The organism is Acinetobacter sp. CIP 102637 (genome assembly GCF_000368425.1).
Lineage (GTDB): Bacteria > Pseudomonadota > Gammaproteobacteria > Pseudomonadales > Moraxellaceae > Acinetobacter > Acinetobacter parvus.
Genome location: NZ_KB849435.1, coordinates 1034982 through 1051258, shown reverse-complemented (window position 1 = coordinate 1051258; position 16277 = coordinate 1034982). Strand labels below are relative to the sequence as shown.

The 16277-nt window shown below is 39.3% G+C and carries 15 protein-coding genes, 1 tRNA gene and 3 pseudogenes; 10 read left to right on the top strand and 9 right to left on the bottom strand.

All coding sequences use genetic code 11. From position 1 onward, the window contains the following. Position 1 precedes the first annotated feature (1 nt). The 6 genes from kdpB to F967_RS14740 all read left to right on the top strand — a co-directional run bounded on the left by kdpB (position 2) and on the right by F967_RS14740 (position 8106). Entirely contained in the window at positions 2-2044 is a 2043-nt protein-coding gene (kdpB, locus tag F967_RS08080; protein WP_004679626.1) for a potassium-transporting ATPase subunit KdpB, read from the top strand. Between the two features lie 19 nt (positions 2045-2063). Then, entirely contained in the window at positions 2064-2666 is a 603-nt protein-coding gene (kdpC, locus tag F967_RS08075; RefSeq protein WP_004679624.1) for a potassium-transporting ATPase subunit KdpC, read from the top strand. A 206-nt stretch (positions 2667-2872) separates the two neighbouring features. Further along, entirely contained in the window at positions 2873-5521 is a 2649-nt protein-coding gene (locus tag F967_RS08070; protein ID WP_004799262.1) for a sensor histidine kinase, read from the top strand. A gap of 27 nt (positions 5522-5548) precedes the next feature. Next, positions 5549-6262, top strand: a complete 714-nt coding sequence (locus F967_RS08065) for a response regulator (RefSeq protein ID WP_004679618.1) — start codon at positions 5549-5551, stop codon at positions 6260-6262. A gap of 196 nt (positions 6263-6458) precedes the next feature. After that, positions 6459-7874: a glutamine synthetase family protein gene (locus F967_RS08060; protein ID WP_004679616.1), complete on the top strand. Its 1416-nt coding sequence runs from the start codon at positions 6459-6461 to the stop codon at positions 7872-7874. A 10-nt stretch (positions 7875-7884) separates the two neighbouring features. Next, complete coding sequence (locus tag F967_RS14740; protein ID WP_004799261.1) at positions 7885-8106, top strand: hypothetical protein; 222 nt, start codon at positions 7885-7887, stop codon at positions 8104-8106. A gap of 39 nt (positions 8107-8145) precedes the next feature. Here the strand turns inward: F967_RS14740 and F967_RS13815 are convergent. Together F967_RS13815 and F967_RS08040 are read right to left on the bottom strand one after the other, a co-directional pair. Then, positions 8146-9290 (bottom strand): IS3-like element ISAba14 family transposase gene (locus tag F967_RS13815; RefSeq protein WP_100834114.1). Its coding sequence is split into 2 segments (ribosomal slippage): positions 8146-9026 and positions 9026-9290, totalling 1146 coding nucleotides; the frame shifts between segments, so codons are not numbered across the junction. 142 nt (positions 9291-9432) lie between these two features. Further along, positions 9433-10680, bottom strand: a complete 1248-nt coding sequence (locus F967_RS08040; RefSeq protein WP_004799260.1) for a tyrosine-type recombinase/integrase — start codon at positions 10678-10680, stop codon at positions 9433-9435. A gap of 378 nt (positions 10681-11058) precedes the next feature. On the opposite strand from F967_RS08040, the pseudogene F967_RS08035 reads away from it, so the two are divergent. Further along, positions 11059-11259: pseudogene (locus F967_RS08035) on the top strand (TIGR03643 family protein); the annotation flags it as partial. A gap of 11 nt (positions 11260-11270) precedes the next feature. Here the strand turns inward: F967_RS08035 and F967_RS13810 are convergent. The 4 genes and pseudogenes from F967_RS13810 to F967_RS08025 all read right to left on the bottom strand — a co-directional run bounded on the left by F967_RS13810 (position 11271) and on the right by F967_RS08025 (position 12428). Continuing rightward, entirely contained in the window at positions 11271-11378 is a 108-nt protein-coding gene (locus F967_RS13810) for a DUF2256 domain-containing protein (RefSeq protein WP_265596398.1), read from the bottom strand. A 58-nt stretch (positions 11379-11436) separates the two neighbouring features. Then, a pseudogene (locus F967_RS14675) lies at positions 11437-11673 on the bottom strand (cryptochrome/photolyase family protein); the annotation flags it as partial. A 209-nt stretch (positions 11674-11882) separates the two neighbouring features. Next, a complete protein-coding gene (locus F967_RS08030; RefSeq protein ID WP_004761266.1) occupies positions 11883-12110 on the bottom strand; it encodes a hypothetical protein in 228 nt (75 codons plus the stop codon). Between the two features lie 102 nt (positions 12111-12212). Beyond that, positions 12213-12428 (bottom strand): cold-shock protein, encoded by a 216-nt coding sequence (locus F967_RS08025; protein WP_004679551.1) that lies wholly within the window; start codon positions 12426-12428, stop codon positions 12213-12215. A gap of 583 nt (positions 12429-13011) precedes the next feature. Between F967_RS08025 and F967_RS13800 the strand changes: the two are divergent. The 3 genes and pseudogenes from F967_RS13800 to F967_RS08015 all read left to right on the top strand — a co-directional run. Further along, a pseudogene (locus F967_RS13800) lies at positions 13012-13302 on the top strand (lipocalin family protein); the annotation flags it as partial. A gap of 149 nt (positions 13303-13451) precedes the next feature. Continuing rightward, a tRNA-Met gene (locus F967_RS08020) sits at positions 13452-13528 on the top strand. Positions 13529-13742: 214 nt separating this feature from the next. Beyond that, entirely contained in the window at positions 13743-13961 is a 219-nt protein-coding gene (locus F967_RS08015) for a cold-shock protein (RefSeq protein WP_004679548.1), read from the top strand. Between the two features lie 136 nt (positions 13962-14097). On the opposite strand, the gene F967_RS08010 is transcribed toward F967_RS08015, so the two are convergent. The 3 genes from F967_RS08010 to F967_RS08000 all read right to left on the bottom strand — a co-directional run bounded on the left by F967_RS08010 (position 14098) and on the right by F967_RS08000 (position 16215). Beyond that, complete coding sequence (locus tag F967_RS08010) at positions 14098-14382, bottom strand: putative quinol monooxygenase (protein ID WP_004281848.1); 285 nt, start codon at positions 14380-14382, stop codon at positions 14098-14100. Between the two features lie 20 nt (positions 14383-14402). Beyond that, positions 14403-15401 (bottom strand): zinc-binding alcohol dehydrogenase family protein, encoded by a 999-nt coding sequence (locus tag F967_RS08005; protein ID WP_004799258.1) that lies wholly within the window; start codon positions 15399-15401, stop codon positions 14403-14405. A gap of 73 nt (positions 15402-15474) precedes the next feature. Beyond that, positions 15475-16215 (bottom strand): SDR family oxidoreductase, encoded by a 741-nt coding sequence (locus F967_RS08000; protein ID WP_004799257.1) that lies wholly within the window; start codon positions 16213-16215, stop codon positions 15475-15477. Positions 16216-16277: the final 62 nt, after the last annotated feature.

The window sequence follows — 16277 nt, the reverse complement described above, 5'->3', positions numbered from 1 at the left end:
AATGAATCATTCAAAACAAACTGTTCAAACACAGCAAAACACTATCGCTTCAACTTTATTTCAAGCTGAAGCATGGAAAAATGCCTTTATTAAACTGCTACCGCAGCATGTGATTAAAAATCCAGTGATGGCCATCGTTTGGCTTGGGACGCTGATTACACTGGTTAGTACAATTTTGGGGCAAGCCAGTCTGGTTTTTGGCTTATTGGTGACATTGATTTTATTTGTAACTGTTCTCTTTGCCAATTATGCTGAAGCTCTTGCCGAAGCTAAAGGCCGCGGACAGGCGTCATCCCTGCGTCAAGCGCGTCAAAATTTGACGGCGCGCCGGATCCATTCTAAAGATGATATGGATGGGGTGCAGATTTCAGCGGCTGAATTGAAAATGCATGACTTGATTGAAGTGCGTGCAGGGGAATTCATTCCCGTAGATGGTGAGATCATTCAAGGCTTTGCTACGATCAATGAAGCTGCTGTAACAGGTGAATCTGCGCCAGTACTGCGTGAAGCGGGTACGGATAAATCAGGGGTGATTGGGGGAACCAAAGTCTTAACCGACCGGATCATCGTGCAAGTGACCGCAGAGGCGGGAAATAGCTTTCTCGACCGAATGATTGCTTTAGTCGAAGGCTCAAACCGTCAAAAAACACCGAATGAAATTGCCTTAGGTATTTTACTGACCGTGATGACTGTGACTTTTATCATCGTCGTGGTCAGCCTGCCGTTGATTGGACATTTCCTGCATATTGAAATCAGCCCGATTTTATTGGTGGCGCTATTGGTCTGCTTGATTCCAACCACCATCGGCGGCTTATTGCCAGCTATTGGAATTGCAGGGATGAACAGAGCGCTCAAAGCCAATGTGATTGCCAAATCAGGCAAGGCGGTTGAAGTTGCAGGCGATATAGATGTTTTACTACTCGATAAAACCGGAACTATTACTTACGGTGACCGTCAGGCGACTGCTTTTTATCCCTTAACAGGAGTGACGGAGTCTGAACTTCGCCAAGCGGCGGTACTGACTTCTTTGGCCGATCCAACGCCAGAAGGTAAATCGGTGGTTGCTTTGGCCAAAGAGCAAGGTGAAAGAGTGGCCGAGCCTGAACAGGCTGAGTTTATCGCTTTTAATGCGTCCACACGCATTTCAGGCCTTAACTTGGCGGATGGTCATCAAGTGCGTAAAGGCGCTATGGATGCCATTCTTAAATTCGCTTCGCAAAACCTTGAAAATCATGCCGAACTGAAAGCGCGCGTAGAACAAATAGCTTCAAAAGGGGCAACGCCGCTGGTCGTGGCTAAAGATCAGAATTTGTTGGGTGTCATTGAACTATCAGACGTGATTAAGCAAGGCATTAAAGAAAAATTTGCGCGCTTACGTGAAATGGGCATTAAAACTGTGATGGTGACCGGAGATAATCCGCTCACAGCAGCGGCCATCGCAGCAGAGGCTGGTGTGGATGATTATATCGCTGAAGCGAAACCAGAAGATAAACTCACATGCATTCGAACCGAGCAAAACAAAGGACATTTGGTAGCGATGGTCGGTGACGGTACTAATGATGCACCGGCGTTGGCCCAAGCAGATATTGGCTTAGCCATGAACTCGGGAACGCAAGCAGCCAAAGAAGCAGGCAATATGGTGGACTTAGATTCTGATCCAACAAAATTGCTATCTGTGGTTGAAATAGGCAAACAGCAACTGATTACTCGCGGTGCATTAACCACCTTTTCCTTGGCGAATGATGTATCAAAGTATTTTGCAATTTTGCCGGCATTATTCGTCGCGGCAATTCCGCAAATGCATGTGTTAAATGTCATGCAACTAGGCAGTTCTGAAAGTGCCATCCTGTCTGCGCTGATCTTTAATGCGATCATTATTCCTCTGCTGATTCCAATTGCACTGCGCGGTGTGAAATTCAAACCTTCGACATCTACCCAATTATTGCGCCGCAACATGCTGATTTATGGTGTGGGCGGGGTGCTGCTACCGTTTATTGCCATTAAAGCGATTGATCTGCTGATCAGTCCAATCTTGGCCCTATAAATTTTTTGAGGATGACAAAGTGAATATGCAAAATCATCAATTGGCAGACTCATCATGGGGTGAGAAACTGCGCGCTTCGTTTGGAATGACCATCATTGCTCTAGGCTTATGCGGCTTTGTATATAGTGCTGCTGCAACCAGCTTAGGACAAATGCTCTTTCCAAAACAAGCCAACGGCAGCTTGATTGTCGAAAATAATCAAGTGATCGGTTCACGCTTAGTGGCACAGCCTTTTGCCCAAGTTCAATATTTCCATCCGCGTCCATCTGCCGCAAATTATGATCCTATGGCGATGGCCGGAAGCAACATGGCGAGAACCAATCCTGAACTGCAGAAAGCCATAGAGGAACGGCTGAATCGAATCGCAGCGAAGGAACAGATTGAAAAATCTAAAATTCCTGCGGATCTGGTCACCGCTTCAGGCAGTGGCATCGACCCTGAAATTAGCGTGCAATCAGCCATGATTCAAGTGAAGCGGATTGCCCATGCACGGCATATGCCTGAACAGAATGTCGAAAAACTGATTCAGTCGCATACGGTTCAGCCGATTTTTGGGATTTTAGGGCAGGCACGTATCAATGTGCTTGAATTGAATTTGGCTTTGGATCGGGGCGGGAAGTGATATGAATGGCTTGAAGATTAAAATATAGTGATTGAACGCTATTAAATAATTTGAATTAAGTTACATACGATTGTTGGGCGAGGGGATGTTCTATACCTCCGCCCAACGGTGGCATCCATATTGCCCAGCAATAGCCAAGCTGACTTTAGACGCATTTAAATGAATTTAAAAACATCTTTTTAAAGCAATAAATAAAGATTACTTCTATGACTGATCAACGAACCAATAAAGCCGATGTTTTGCTGCAACATACACAGCGTTATCAGTCTGGGCGGCTGACGATTTTTTTAGGCGCAGCTCCGGGCGTGGGAAAGACCTTTGCCATGCTGGTTCGTGCGCATGAACTGGCGCTGCAGGGCATTAATATCGTCATTGGCTATGTAGAAACGCATGGCCGTAGAGAAACTGAAAATTTAATTTCTGGTTTAGATATAATTCCGCGAAAGGCTATTGAATATCAAGGGCAGCATCTGGAGGAAATGAATCTAGATGCCGTTTTGGATAAAAAGCCCAGTATTGTTTTGGTGGATGAATTTGCCCACACTAATATGCCCGGCAGCCGTCATGAAAAACGCTGGCAAGATATCAATGAATTATTAGATGCTGGTATTGATGTTTTTACCACCATGAACATTCAGCATTTGGAAAGTTTGAATGATGTGGTATATCAAATCACAGGGATTCGTGTCACTGAAACCGTGCCAGACAGGGTATTCGAACGGATTCGAGATATCCGCTTGATTGATTTGCCTGTAAATGAGCTGTTGGAGCGCTTAAACCAAGGAAAGGTCTATGTGCCTGAGCAGGCCGAACAGGCCTTGCAGCGATTTTTCAACAGCTCCAACTTAACGGCACTGCGTGAACTGGCAATGCAAACTGTGGCCAATTATGTTGATAATGATGTACGCGAAAATTTCGCCATTCAAGGGCTTGCTCAAATTCCCTTAAAAAATCATGTCTTAATTATGATTGATGGCAAAGGGCATTCTGAAGCTTTAGTTCGGACTGGATGCCGTATTGCCGAGCATCGTGCGGCAAAATGGACGGTTGTTGCTTTTTCTCATGATACGCAAATCATGAATAAACAGGAAAACTCGCAAAGCCGTGAAATTGAACGGTCTTTAAACTTAACGCGTCAAATGGGTGGAATGACAGAAGTCCTTCACGGCCAGCAACATGCTAAAACTTTATTTGATTATGTGATGGACCGCGGCATTTCAACCTTGGTTTTAGCACAAGCGGCTCCGCAAAAGTTTTCGCTGAATTTAAGGCTCAATTTGATTGATCAATTACTGCAATACCGGCCCAGTTTTGAACTCAGTATTGTGCCGATTATTGCAGAGAATAAGCATCTGTCCTTTTTCACTCAAAGGGCATTCTTGTCGCTGAGAGAAATACAGTACGTACTAGCCACCACGGTCATCAGCATTGTGATTGCAAGCTTAGGGGAAAAGTATTTAGGGATTGAAGATCTTTCGGTGATTTTTATCACCGCTGTGGTTTTTGTGGCATCAAAAACACGGATGCTGGCTGCAGCTTTTTCAGCCATCCTATTCTTTCTAGCTTATAATTTTTTCTTTATTTCCCCGCAATTTACATTTCAGATTTCTGCACATCAGGGGATTGTCACCGTGATTGCATTTTTGGGCGCGGCTTTAATTTCGAGCCGATTAGCGTCACGTTTGAAAGAGCAGGTGACTGCACTCAAAACGGCGAACAGTTATAACAGCATTATGCAGGATTTAGGGCAGAAGCTGTCCACAGCATTAGATTTGGCACAAATCAAGGAGATTGCTGAACATAGCCTGAGTAAAAATCTCAATGCAGATGTCTGGCTGTATTTCCCAGATACTGCAGCAACTCAAGCATCATCCACTATCATGAGTAATAAAGAAAAAATTTCAGCCGATTGGACATTCAAAAACCATCAACCGTCCGGTCGCTTTACCCAAACCTTGACGGAAAATGAGTGGTGGTTTTTGCCCTTATTGGCTTCCAAGCAATGCTTAGGCGTGGTGGGGTTGAAACTTAAAGATGTGCAAGCAGTAATCAATACGGAGCAAAAACAGCTCGCTGAACTCATGGTAGAGTATCTTGCGCAGGCGATTTTCCGCACCCAGCTGACCAAGGCTTTGGAAATAGCCAATGTGAATTCTGAAACGGAAAAATTGCGCTCGGCATTATTATCATCCGTATCGCACGATTTACGCTCGCCTTTGGCGTCGATGATTGGAGCAGCGGATACTTTGAGCACTTACCGCCATTCCATGAATGAAAATGATCAGGACAGCTTGCTGGAAGCGATTCATTTAGAGGGGGAACGTTTAGACCGCTATATTCAAAACCTACTGGATATGACCCGTTTAGGCCATGAAGGCTTAAGCTTGAAGCGGGACTGGATTGGAGTTGATGAACTGATCGGTTCAGCAGTGCGCCGTTTAAACCGTTATATGCCAGATGCATTGGTTGAAGTGCATGCGCCTCAAGAATCTTTGAGTTTATTTGTACATGCCGCCTTGATTGAACAGGCCATTTTTAATGTACTGGAAAATGCCGCAAAATTTTCACCAGAGAATAAAGCTGTGATGATTGAGGTGCAGCAGGTGAATGAAAATGAGATCGAAATTGCCATAACTGATAAGGGGCAGGGTATTCCAGAAGATGAGCGTGAACGCATTTTTGACATGTTTTATACCATGCAGCGCGGTGACCGCGGGCAATATGGTACAGGCTTGGGCTTGACGATTGTGAAAGCGATTGTGGGTGCGCATATGGGGAAAATCATGGCATCATCAGGCAAGAACAATCAAGGAACATGTATCCGCATAAAGCTTCCTATTCAGCAAATTACTTAAAGCATCTAGCAGCTTTTAGGTGGGAAAATGCCAGAACAGAATGAATCAGCCAGCTCCATGACCAATGTCTTGATTATTGATGATGAAAATCAGATTCGAAAATTCTTGGATATAGCACTCAGAGCGCAAGGCTATAAAACGCTTTTGGCTGAAAATGGCCAAAAGGGTTTGGAACTCCTAGCTTTGCAAGGCGCGGATTTAGTGATCCTCGATTTGGGTTTGCCAGATTTGGATGGTTATGAGGTTTTGTCTGAGCTTCGCACATGGTCGCACGTTCCAGTGATAGTGCTGTCTGTGCGGGCAAATGAAGAAGAAAAAGTGAAGCTTCTGGATGCTGGCGCAAATGATTATGTTACCAAGCCGTTTAGTGTTCAGGAGCTGATGGCGCGCATTCGTGTACTGCTTAGGCAGCACCAACATAGTACTGTTTATACGGCAATTTTTGATGATGGCGTATTAAAAATCGATTTTTCCAAACGGCAGGTTTTTTTAAATCAACAATTGCTCTCCTTAACACGCAAAGAATATCAGCTGCTGAATTTATTGGCGAAAAATAAAGGCCAATTGATTACCCAGCCGCAAATACTGAAAGAGCTGTGGGGGGCAACGCACCAAGAAGATACGCATTATTTAAGGATTCTGGTAGCTAAATTAAGAGTGAAGTTAAATGATAATGCTGTGCAGCCTAAATATATTATTACTGAACCGGGAGTGGGTTTGCGATTTTTGAAGATTTATTAATATTAAATATGCCATTTATTTTACATGAGTCTATTGTTATTTTTATGTTTTAACTTATTTTAAATTAGCTTTTTCGTGGTTTTAATAGTTTAAAAAATAATCATATTAGTTGGGTGCTTTTTTACGGTTTATTTACGTTACATTCGGTAGAACTTGTTTTATTTTGATCATTGTTAATATTTAACAGGACAAAATAATGAGTAATTTACTCATGGCTAGACATAATATAGCTGACGAAGAAGCGGTCCCTGAATCCATGCCATCTGCGCGTCAATGCTGCGATATTGAAGATATTCTATTTTCAGAAGAAATCGAAAACTATCTGCAGCGCTATCCCAATACCCGTCATGTTGAGATTTGCCTGCACGATCTGAATGGTCATGTCCGCGGCAAGCGCATAGATATTGTAGGTCTAAAAAATATTGCACAAGGCTGTTATTTCCCAATGTCTATTTATGCCATGAGTCTTGATGGAGAAGTGATTGAAGAATCGGGTTTAGGAAAATCGATCGGTGAGCCGGATTATTTATGTAAACCTATATTGGGAAGCCTGCAGCCATGCGCTTTAAATCCAGAGTCCAAGGCACAGTTATTCCTAACCATGAAAGATGACAATCATCAAGATTGCGAAGTTGAACCGCGCAATATTTTAAAAAAAAGTTTAAGAGCGCTGCATGATCAAAACTTTTATCCTTGCATGGCCGTAGAATTGGAGTTTTATTTATTTGACAGCAATGAAAAATCTGGCTCCAATCAGATTTATTTAAATCAATGTTTTGATGTGAATGCGCAAGATAAATATCAAGACGTTCTGGATGAAATTGAACGGATTGCCCTTTTGCAGGGGATTCAGATTACAGGCTTAGTCTCGGAATCATCTTCCGGGCAATACGAAATTAATATTCAGCATAGCGGTGATATTTTGAAGCTATGCGATCAGATCATGATGCTAAAGCGCACCATTAAGCAAGTCGCTGTAGAACATGGGTTACATGCAAGCTTTTTGGCTAAGCCTGATCTGAATAAAGCGGGCAGCGGCATGCACTTTCACATGAGTTTGTTAAATCAAGACCAGCAGAATATTTTCAGCATGAAGCAGAATCCTTTACCGTCACGGCAATTATTAAAGGCGATCAGCGGGCTGATAGTCTTGCTGCCGCCGTCCATGGCCGTGCTTGCCCCGAATGTAAACTCATTCCGCCGGTTTAAAGCTGGAAACCATGTGCCCTTAGAAGCTAATTGGGGCGTGAATAACCGCAATGTGGCCATTCGCATACCATGTTCGGACAATGAAAATCAACGCTTGGAATATCGTGTTGCAGGTGCGGATTGCAATCCTTATTTAACTGCAGCCCTGATTTTGATCGGCACACTGCATGGGTTGACACAGAATCTGGAAATTCCACAGCAAGCCACTCAGATAAAAAATAAACATCAGCCGCACTTTTTAAGTACGAATCAGCTGGATGCTTTAACATTTTTTCACCGGAATACTGTTTTGCAAAAATATCTCGGCAAAAGATTTATGGAATTATGGTGTGCAGTTAAACGTGCTGAGCATCAGTATATGTACAGCCAAATTACTTTGATCGAACAACATTGGGATATTTAACTGCTTAAAAATGTATAACACGATAAATAATGAACATGATGCTAGAAATCAGAAGCTCAATGAAGAATTGTATTTGAAGTATAGTTTACAGGAAATTGATTCTGACATTTTAGTAAAGAAATACCAGTATGCGTCAAAAAGTATGAAAAAAATAATTCATACTATTTTTAAAGAAAGAGGTTTTAATCGAAGTGAGATAGATCATATATTAGAGGTGGTCCCACATGTTTGAACAACTAAAAGCGTATTTATAAGTGATATTCCGCTCTAGTTAAGCCACCTTGTTTTGTTGGGGTAGCTGATCATAGTAAAACTCATTTGGTGTCATTTTGTCTAGACTCGAATGAGGTCGTTTCAAATTATAAAACTCAAAATATGCACTTAATTGCTTTTTCGCATCTGTGACACTGCTATAAGCTTTGAGATACACCTCTTCATATTTAACGCTCCGCCATAATCGTTCAACCATCACATTATCTACCCATCGACCTTTACCATCCATACTGATTTGAATGCCATTTGATTTCAATACATCAATAAATGCATCACTGGTGAACTGACTGCCTTGGTCTGTATTCAATATTTCAGGTGATCCATATTTTTCAATCGCTTCATTTAAAACCGAAATACAAAAATCCACCTCCATACTAATCGATACCCTATGCGCAAGTACCTTGCGGCTATGCCAATCAATCACAGCACATAAATAAACAAAGCCTTTTGCCATAGGGATATACGTTATATCCGTAGACCACACTTGATTACTGCGCTGAATAGCCAACCCTTTGAGCAGATATGGATATTTACGGTGAGCTTGATTAGCCTGGCTTAAATTTGGTTTGCAATATAACGCCTGAATACCCATTTTCTTCATTAAAGTACGTGTATGACGTCGTCCTATATGATGCCCTTGACGATTCAACAAATCACGCATCATACGACTGCCTGCAAAAGGATATTGCATATGTAATTCATCAATACATCGCATCAGCTTCAGATCTGATGAGCTAACAGGTTTTGGGCGATAATAATAACAACCACGAGAGACTTTCAGTAACTTAGCTTGTTTAGATACTGAAATCTGAAGTGAGTCGTCGATTAACTTTTGTGGTTGAAGCGGCCCAGTTTCTTCAACACACCTTCTAAAAAATCAATTTCTAATGCCTGCTCACCGATTTTTGCATGTAACTTTTTAAGATCAATGGGGGGTTCTGATGGAGCTTTTGATTGATCGAAAGCTTGCGAGGAAGCTGAGATCAATTGATTTTTCCAGTCAATAATTTGGTTTTGATGAACATCAAATTCAGCACTCAATTCAGCAAGTGTTTTTTCTGCTTTAATCGCAGCAAGTGCTACCTTAGCTTTAAAATCATTTGAATGATTTCTTCTTGGTCTACGTGCCATAAAATACTCCATATATTGATGTTTATAACATCATTTGGGGAGCAAAATATCACTTATAGCTGTTGTTCAAATTTCCTGATCCACCTCTCTTTTGCAGAAGAAGTGGTTGAAATTTACTTGTGTAAAAATGGGTTTCACATTTTCAGGGGGTATTTCAATTAATGCCATTTCGTACTTGTTGTAAAATCCAATCCTCATATTCTTGTAGCGTTTCTCGTAGCATATCCATAGGTCGTACGATATAGTGTCTTTCAACTAATGCACTTGGTTTATGACCTGATATCTGGGCTAAAGATCCTTCATTGATTTTTGCCCATATAGCTAATGTTTTATATGACCTTCTCAATCCATGGGGTGTAAGTTCAATATTTAGTTTTTTACATATTTTCTCTAAGCTATCGTAAGGATTGACAATATGACCACATTCAGCACCCTTACTGCTAAATATGAATTTAGAATCAGAATTTTTCCTTAATTCTAAAAATAGGCTTTCAACATATGCCGTCAAAGGGATTAGGCGACCTTCATCTTCAATTTTATCTCTGACTTTTGCTGTTTTCCAACGAAAATCGACATCTGTCCATTTTAATGAAAGCAGCTCATTCTTTCTGCAACCAGTGATTAAACTACATATCAAAAAAATCGCTATTTTTCTATTAGTTAACTTATTTACCTCTTCAAACCATGGTTTTAGATGCTGTTTCATCAAACAATCATTCTTGGCTTTTGGGGAAGGGACTTTATCTTTAACTTTTTTTGAGTTGTATGATTTTGGAGGCACTAAGTTTTCATAATCCTCGTGTTCCTCACACCAATTCAGGAAAGCTCGTGTAAGTCTGTATGCTTTAGCTGATGTTGTTGGACGGAAGTCATTGTGATCAAGCCAATCGCATAATACATCTGCAGTTAATTCAGAAAGTTTGTACTCAAACAGTTGAAAAATGGGTTGATTAGCATAAACACTATTTTTTTCAGGATCGTAACCACCTCTAGATAATTCGATATGATCCTGATAGCTTCTTGGTCGCCAATTAGGTTGTCTTGCTTTTAAATATTCAAACCATACATCTTTAAATTTAATCGTCTTACGCTTTTCTTGTTTTAGCAGTTCTTTATTATCAGCTAAAGCTTTCTTACGCTCGATTAATGGGTCAATCCCTTTGTGGCACATAATCGCCAATTCTTGTGCATATTTACGAGCATCATCTAATTTCCATATATCAACGTCACCAATTTTGATACGACGGTTTTGAAGACCAATACGACCTTGGAAAATGTAGCTTTTATTATTTTTAGGTGTAACTTTAACACCAAATCCAGGTGTTTTCTCATCCCAAAAGAAAGTTGGTTTAGTTTGGTCTGAGCAATCAATTTTATCAATTGTGGGTTTTGTTAGTTTCATTCTAGTAAGCGTCTGGTAAGCAAGTAGTAAGCAAAATCAATATATATTAATCAACAAAAAGAGTGAATAGTAAACTTTGTAAATTAAATAAGTATATGATAATATTAATTTAATAGTTATATCTTTTTGATTTTTAATCTTTATATTAACGGACTCATAATCCGTTGGTCGACAGTTCAAGTCTGTCTGGGCCCACCATATATCAAACCTCGTAACTATATTTGATGTTCATCAAAACCAAATTATCGACTGGAAAAATCAATTGATTTCAGCAAAAAATCAGTATCTTGCAAAATATTTATGCAGCAAAGCCACTGAAACCGTAAACTAGAGAAAAATCACAAAAAATTCATGATTGTATTGTTATGCTTTTAATCAGATCAAACTCCTTTTGAAGCTATTTTATGTGAGTATAGCTTAAATGAAGCGGCGGTGATCCGCTTGATGCGGCAAAATATGAAAATTAGTAGCTTTAAAATGTGGCGTGCACGCGTGACTGGTCGAAAAACCAAACATCTGCAGCTGCGTTCAACTGATGTGATACGAGCCTATTGTTCAGGCCAATACAAGCGTTTCTAAGTATTTGATTTTTATAAGCGTCTGGTCTCACGTTTACATCGTTCAGAACAATATCGTACTTCTGCCCAGCAGCCGTGCCATTTTTTTGCGCCAAGTAAAAGATCGCAAATAATGCGCACAGATTTTCTCAGGGAGATATTGTTTTTTCATCGTTTATAACTCATTGATCTGGCTAAATTGAAAAGCTTGGTAACGTACACGCCAGCCTTCTGCTTTGAGTTCTTTGGCAAAATAACGCATGGCGCTAAAAATCAGGGCAATTTTCTGTGGATGATGGGCAACATACGTGGCCTCCTCCACAACTTTGGCCATGAGGATGACATCCTAGGTGCGATCCAGCGCTTTAAGCGTAGCAAGCTGAGAATGAAGCTGGTCACCCAAAATTAAATAAACTAAAACGCATAGCCACTCCAGACCTGATCAAAGATTATGACGGCTTTCAATGATGGTGCTGCATGGTTTTTAGTACGGTGTCATCGGCTCGATCATGTGAATGCGCTGTATTTTACAGAGCACTATAAACAGACACCATTCTGAATAGGCAGGGAATACTTAGATATACCTTGAATAACAGCAGGAAAGAGAAACCATTACATGGCTTCATCATTCAGAAGTTTTTTTATTTAAATTACTTTTTGATTTAGCTTAAATAATTGATTTAAAGACGTATAAAATGTACGACCATCTAAATTTAAATCTACCTCAATTCCAGATTCCAGCAGAACTCTTTTACCCACTTCAATTTCTTTAAAACCTTGACGTGTATTCTGCATTTTATTTAAGGGAATTAAAGAAACGATAATTTCAGTACCATTTTTAGATTTTGCAATTAATTCATTAACTTTTAACAATTTATATCCTGTTTTTATGATTTTTTACAATATGGAACAACAACTTTTTCTTTAAAATTAAAAAAGCACTGAGTAGTGCTTTTTCAACTCGTATTTTAGTGCTTATATAGCAACAATATTGACCGCATTCGGTCCTTTTTGACCTTGAGCGATGCTGAATTCAACTTGTTGACCTTCAAATAAGGTTTTAAAACCTGAACTGGCAATTTCACTGAAGTGCGCAAAAACATCTGGACCTGATTCTTGTTGAATAAAACCAAAACCTTTAGTTTCATTGAACCACTTAACGGTACCTTTAACAACATTTGAGTTTAACATAATAAATCCTACTGATTTTTTAATAATTTTAGTCATTTTATTGACTGCATATAACTTTGAAAATAATAAAGAATGAAACTTAAAATCTGAAAAAAACGAAGAATTATGAATAAAACGACGATAGTTAAGAGAGATTTAATGAAACAAGACTTTTTTCTAGTTGAGTTAACTATACCTTAAAAATAAAATTAATCAAGTTTTTTTATATGTATATTTAATTACCTTATACAAAATGACTGAATTAGTAATTAATCTGTTGATCTAGTTGAATTTTTTAACAAGTCTATCGACAACATTGCTACATTGAAACAGAAAAAACCAATTTACCGCGTTAAAAGGGGATCCAAGAAAAAATCATTTTTCTCATTTTCTCAGGCTGTAAGATTGAAATTTCGCCTACATTCATCCTGCATTTAATCTTCACACTTTGTTCACATCGACTTGGGTTATCTTAATCTTGAGATCTAGCAAGGCTAAAAAATGAAGGTGCGATTTAAGTCTGCTTTTGTAGCTATAGCACTGTCTATCATCAGCTTAAGTAAAACGACTCAAGCAGAAACTGCTGCGCCTCATTGCCAATCGCGAGATAATTAACTCTGAAAGTGTTGCGTATTCGCAAAATCAGGGGAACAACAAACTGAAAGTCAGCTTTTTGCCTCAAGGCTTAAGATGGATACCATTTAGCAAAGGTGATTACTGGGTATTGCGAGTAGATCCAGAATACAAAGTGGCGCTTGTGGGGGGACCAAGTAATAAATACCTATGGATTTTGTCACGTGAACAGCAACTCGATGAAGCTACGTATAAGTCCTATCTGGAAACTGCAAAACATTATGGTTACGACGTCACAAAACTTATCAAATTGCCTCATTAATCTGCTAAATGGATATAAGTCTGGGATTCAGCAGATTTTAAAACCGATTGAATTAAAATCCGCTTAAACCGAATTCACGTTAATTAAGTGAAATTTCTAAAAATAGTTTGCATTGTCCAGCCTATGGGCGTATAACGCTAACTCCCTAATGCGGGGTGGAGCAGTCTGGTAGCTCGTCGGGCTCATAACCCGAAGGTCGTTGGTTCAAATCCAGCCCCCGCATCCAAATTTTGTATATCAATATGAACAGATATTGATTGCGTGTTAAGAGAAAGCGTGTATAGTAAATAATAACTAGAAGAATAATACTGTTGATTCAGCAAATCTTAGATTTCGTAGTTTAACCAAACCTTTCGTTTCATCAGATTTAGTTTCAGAGTTTATTATTTCCAGTTAATTGCTGCTAAGCATCCAAAGTATTTTTGTATATAGGTTAATTTATGTCTAATTCTGTGACTGGTACAGTTAAGTGGTTCAATGAAACTAAAGGTTTTGGTTTTATTCATGCCGATTCTGGGCAAGATGTATTTGCTCATTTCAGTGAAATCCAAAGCAATGGTTTTAAGGTTCTTCATGAAGGACAACGTGTATCATTTACTGTTGCTCAAGGTAAAAAAGGTCCTCAAGCGACGGGTATTACTGTAGTTGCCCAGAACTAATAAAATCTTTTGAAAAAAAGCTCACCTTGGTGAGCTTTTTTTATCTGAAAATTAAATGGATAGAATAAGAATATAGGACTTATACACTGTTATTTACAGTCTCGAATTCGCCCTTCATCATAACGTCCGAATACAGCTATATTTTTTTGATTTCTACAATATCACTTGATTCAATGAGCGATTGGATATTACCAAATAAACTTTGAATATAATCAGACGCTATATGGATATCTAAATCCTCTCTGCTACGCCATTCTTCTAAGAAGAAATATCTACTCGAGTCATTTTCGCTAATATAAAGCTCATATTTCAAGCATCCTTCTTCGTGAAGCGTAGGCTCTATTACACTTTTTAAAAGCGCTTCTAATGTCTCTTTTTGATCTGACTTTGCCTTAAAGTTCGCAATTACTGAAATAGTCATTATTTCACCTTGAGTTTGTTTTAGAAGTTTTCTAGTACAATTTTGCCTTTTGACTTGCCTGATTCAAGCAACTTATGCGCCTTCTCCAAGTTTGCAGCGTTAATTTTGCCTAGATTTTGGTTAAGCGTACTTCTAATTTTTTGCTGGTCAACTAACTGGGCAACCTGTTGCAATAGCTGACCTTGCTTTTCGATATCATCGGTTTCAAACATTGAACGGGTGAACATAAACTCCCAATGGATAGAAATAGATTTAGTCTTAAACGGCATAATATCAAAGGTTTGTGGATCATCGATCAATCCAAGCTTGCCTTGTGGTGCAATCAGAGAAACTATTTGCTTGATATAGGTTTCTGTATGATTGGTAGAGAATACGTATTTTGGTTTTTCAATGCCTAGTGTCTCGATTTGTGCATTTAAATCTTTGCTATGATCAATGACATGGTCGGCACCCAGTGATTCCACCCAAGATTTCGTTTCTTCACGTGAAGCTGTTGCTATAACAGTCAGATTTGTTTTTGCTTTTAGGAGTTGGATAGCGATTGATCCTACACCACCTGCACCACCAATAATTAAAATACTGCCAACTTCTGTTTCTGAAATTTGAAACCGATCAAACAGCATTTCCCATGCCGTTATTGCAGTTAATGGCAATGCTGCTGCTTCTGCATTAGATACTGTAATTGGTTTAAGACTGATAATTCGTTCATCGACTGCTTGAAACTCAGCATTACTACCATCTCGGGTTAAATCGCCAGCATACCAAACAGAATCTCCTACTTTAAACGAGGTAACTTTTGAGCCAATTTCAATAATTTCACCAACGGCATCCCAACCTAAAATACGATTATTTGCTTCAGACGAATTTTTTCTCACTTTAGTATCAACTGGATTCACAGAGATTGCCTGAACTTTTACCAGTACATCACGCTCCTTAAGCGTAGGCTTCGCTTTTTCAATATCTACCAATGAATTTTTAAAATCATCATGGTTATTTATAACATACGATACGGCTTTCATAGATTTGTCCTCAACTTTAAAAAAATATAGTAAAAATGGGAGCGAAGTGCTCCCATTTTATGTTATTCAATAATTAAAACTCTTGGCTCGTTGGGCGCAAAACAATTTCATTAATATCTATATCCGCAGGCTGTTCAATTGCATAAGCAATTGCTCGAGCGACTGAGTCAGCTGGTATGGCTTGTTTGTAGAAATCAGTAACAAACTCTGAACTTTCTTTATGAGAAGAACCAAATTTTAGTTCTGACTCAATTGCACCAGGCTCAATAGTAGTCGTTCTAATTGTTCCCCCAACTTCATGACGAAGGCCTTCAGAGATGGCTCTTACAGCAAACTTAGTACCGCTATAAACAGTACCTCCTGGACTAAATACTTTTAACCCTGCAACAGATGCGAGATTAATAAAGTGTCCAAAGTTTTGTTTTTGGAAAACAGGCAGTGTAGCTGCTATACCATAAAGAACACCTTTAATATTAATGTCGATCATACGATCCCATTCATCAACTTTTAGCTCACTTAATGGTGCAATAGACATTAATCCAGCATTGTTTACCAATACATCGATTTGACCAAATGCGCTTAATGCCTTTTCAATAAGTGCTTGTACTTCATGTGGTTTGGTTATATCCATACCAATAAATTCAGCTTGACCACCTTCAGCACGAATGTCGTGAACAATAACCTCTAATTTTTCAGTACGTCTAGCACCAAGTACAACCTTTGCACCTTTTTTAGCAAGTAAGCGAGCAGTAGCTTCACCTAAACCACTACTTGCACCAGTGATAACAATAACTTTATTTTCTATATTATTCATACAAGTAACCTTCAACCTATCTGTCAATCATATTTGATGGGTTAAGTATTACAGCCTTGTTA

Coding starts and splice junctions, on each gene's coding strand:
- kdpB (WP_004679626.1), top strand. CDS start 2: ATGAATCATTCAAAACAAACTGTTCAAACACAGCAAAACACTATCGCT.
- F967_RS08070 (WP_004799262.1), top strand. CDS start 2,873: ATGACTGATCAACGAACCAATAAAGCCGATGTTTTGCTGCAACATACA.
- F967_RS08065 (WP_004679618.1), top strand. CDS start 5,549: ATGCCAGAACAGAATGAATCAGCCAGCTCCATGACCAATGTCTTGATT.
- F967_RS08060 (WP_004679616.1), top strand. CDS start 6,459: ATGAGTAATTTACTCATGGCTAGACATAATATAGCTGACGAAGAAGCG.
- F967_RS14740 (WP_004799261.1), top strand. CDS start 7,885: ATGTATAACACGATAAATAATGAACATGATGCTAGAAATCAGAAGCTC.
- F967_RS08040 (WP_004799260.1), bottom strand. CDS start 10,680: ATGAAACTAACAAAACCCACAATTGATAAAATTGATTGCTCAGACCAA.
- F967_RS08025 (WP_004679551.1), bottom strand. CDS start 12,428: ATGTTAAACTCAAATGTTGTTAAAGGTACCGTTAAGTGGTTCAATGAA.
- F967_RS08015 (WP_004679548.1), top strand. CDS start 13,743: ATGTCTAATTCTGTGACTGGTACAGTTAAGTGGTTCAATGAAACTAAA.
- F967_RS08010 (WP_004281848.1), bottom strand. CDS start 14,382: ATGACTATTTCAGTAATTGCGAACTTTAAGGCAAAGTCAGATCAAAAA.
- F967_RS08005 (WP_004799258.1), bottom strand. CDS start 15,401: ATGAAAGCCGTATCGTATGTTATAAATAACCATGATGATTTTAAAAAT.
- F967_RS08000 (WP_004799257.1), bottom strand. CDS start 16,215: ATGAATAATATAGAAAATAAAGTTATTGTTATCACTGGTGCAAGTAGT.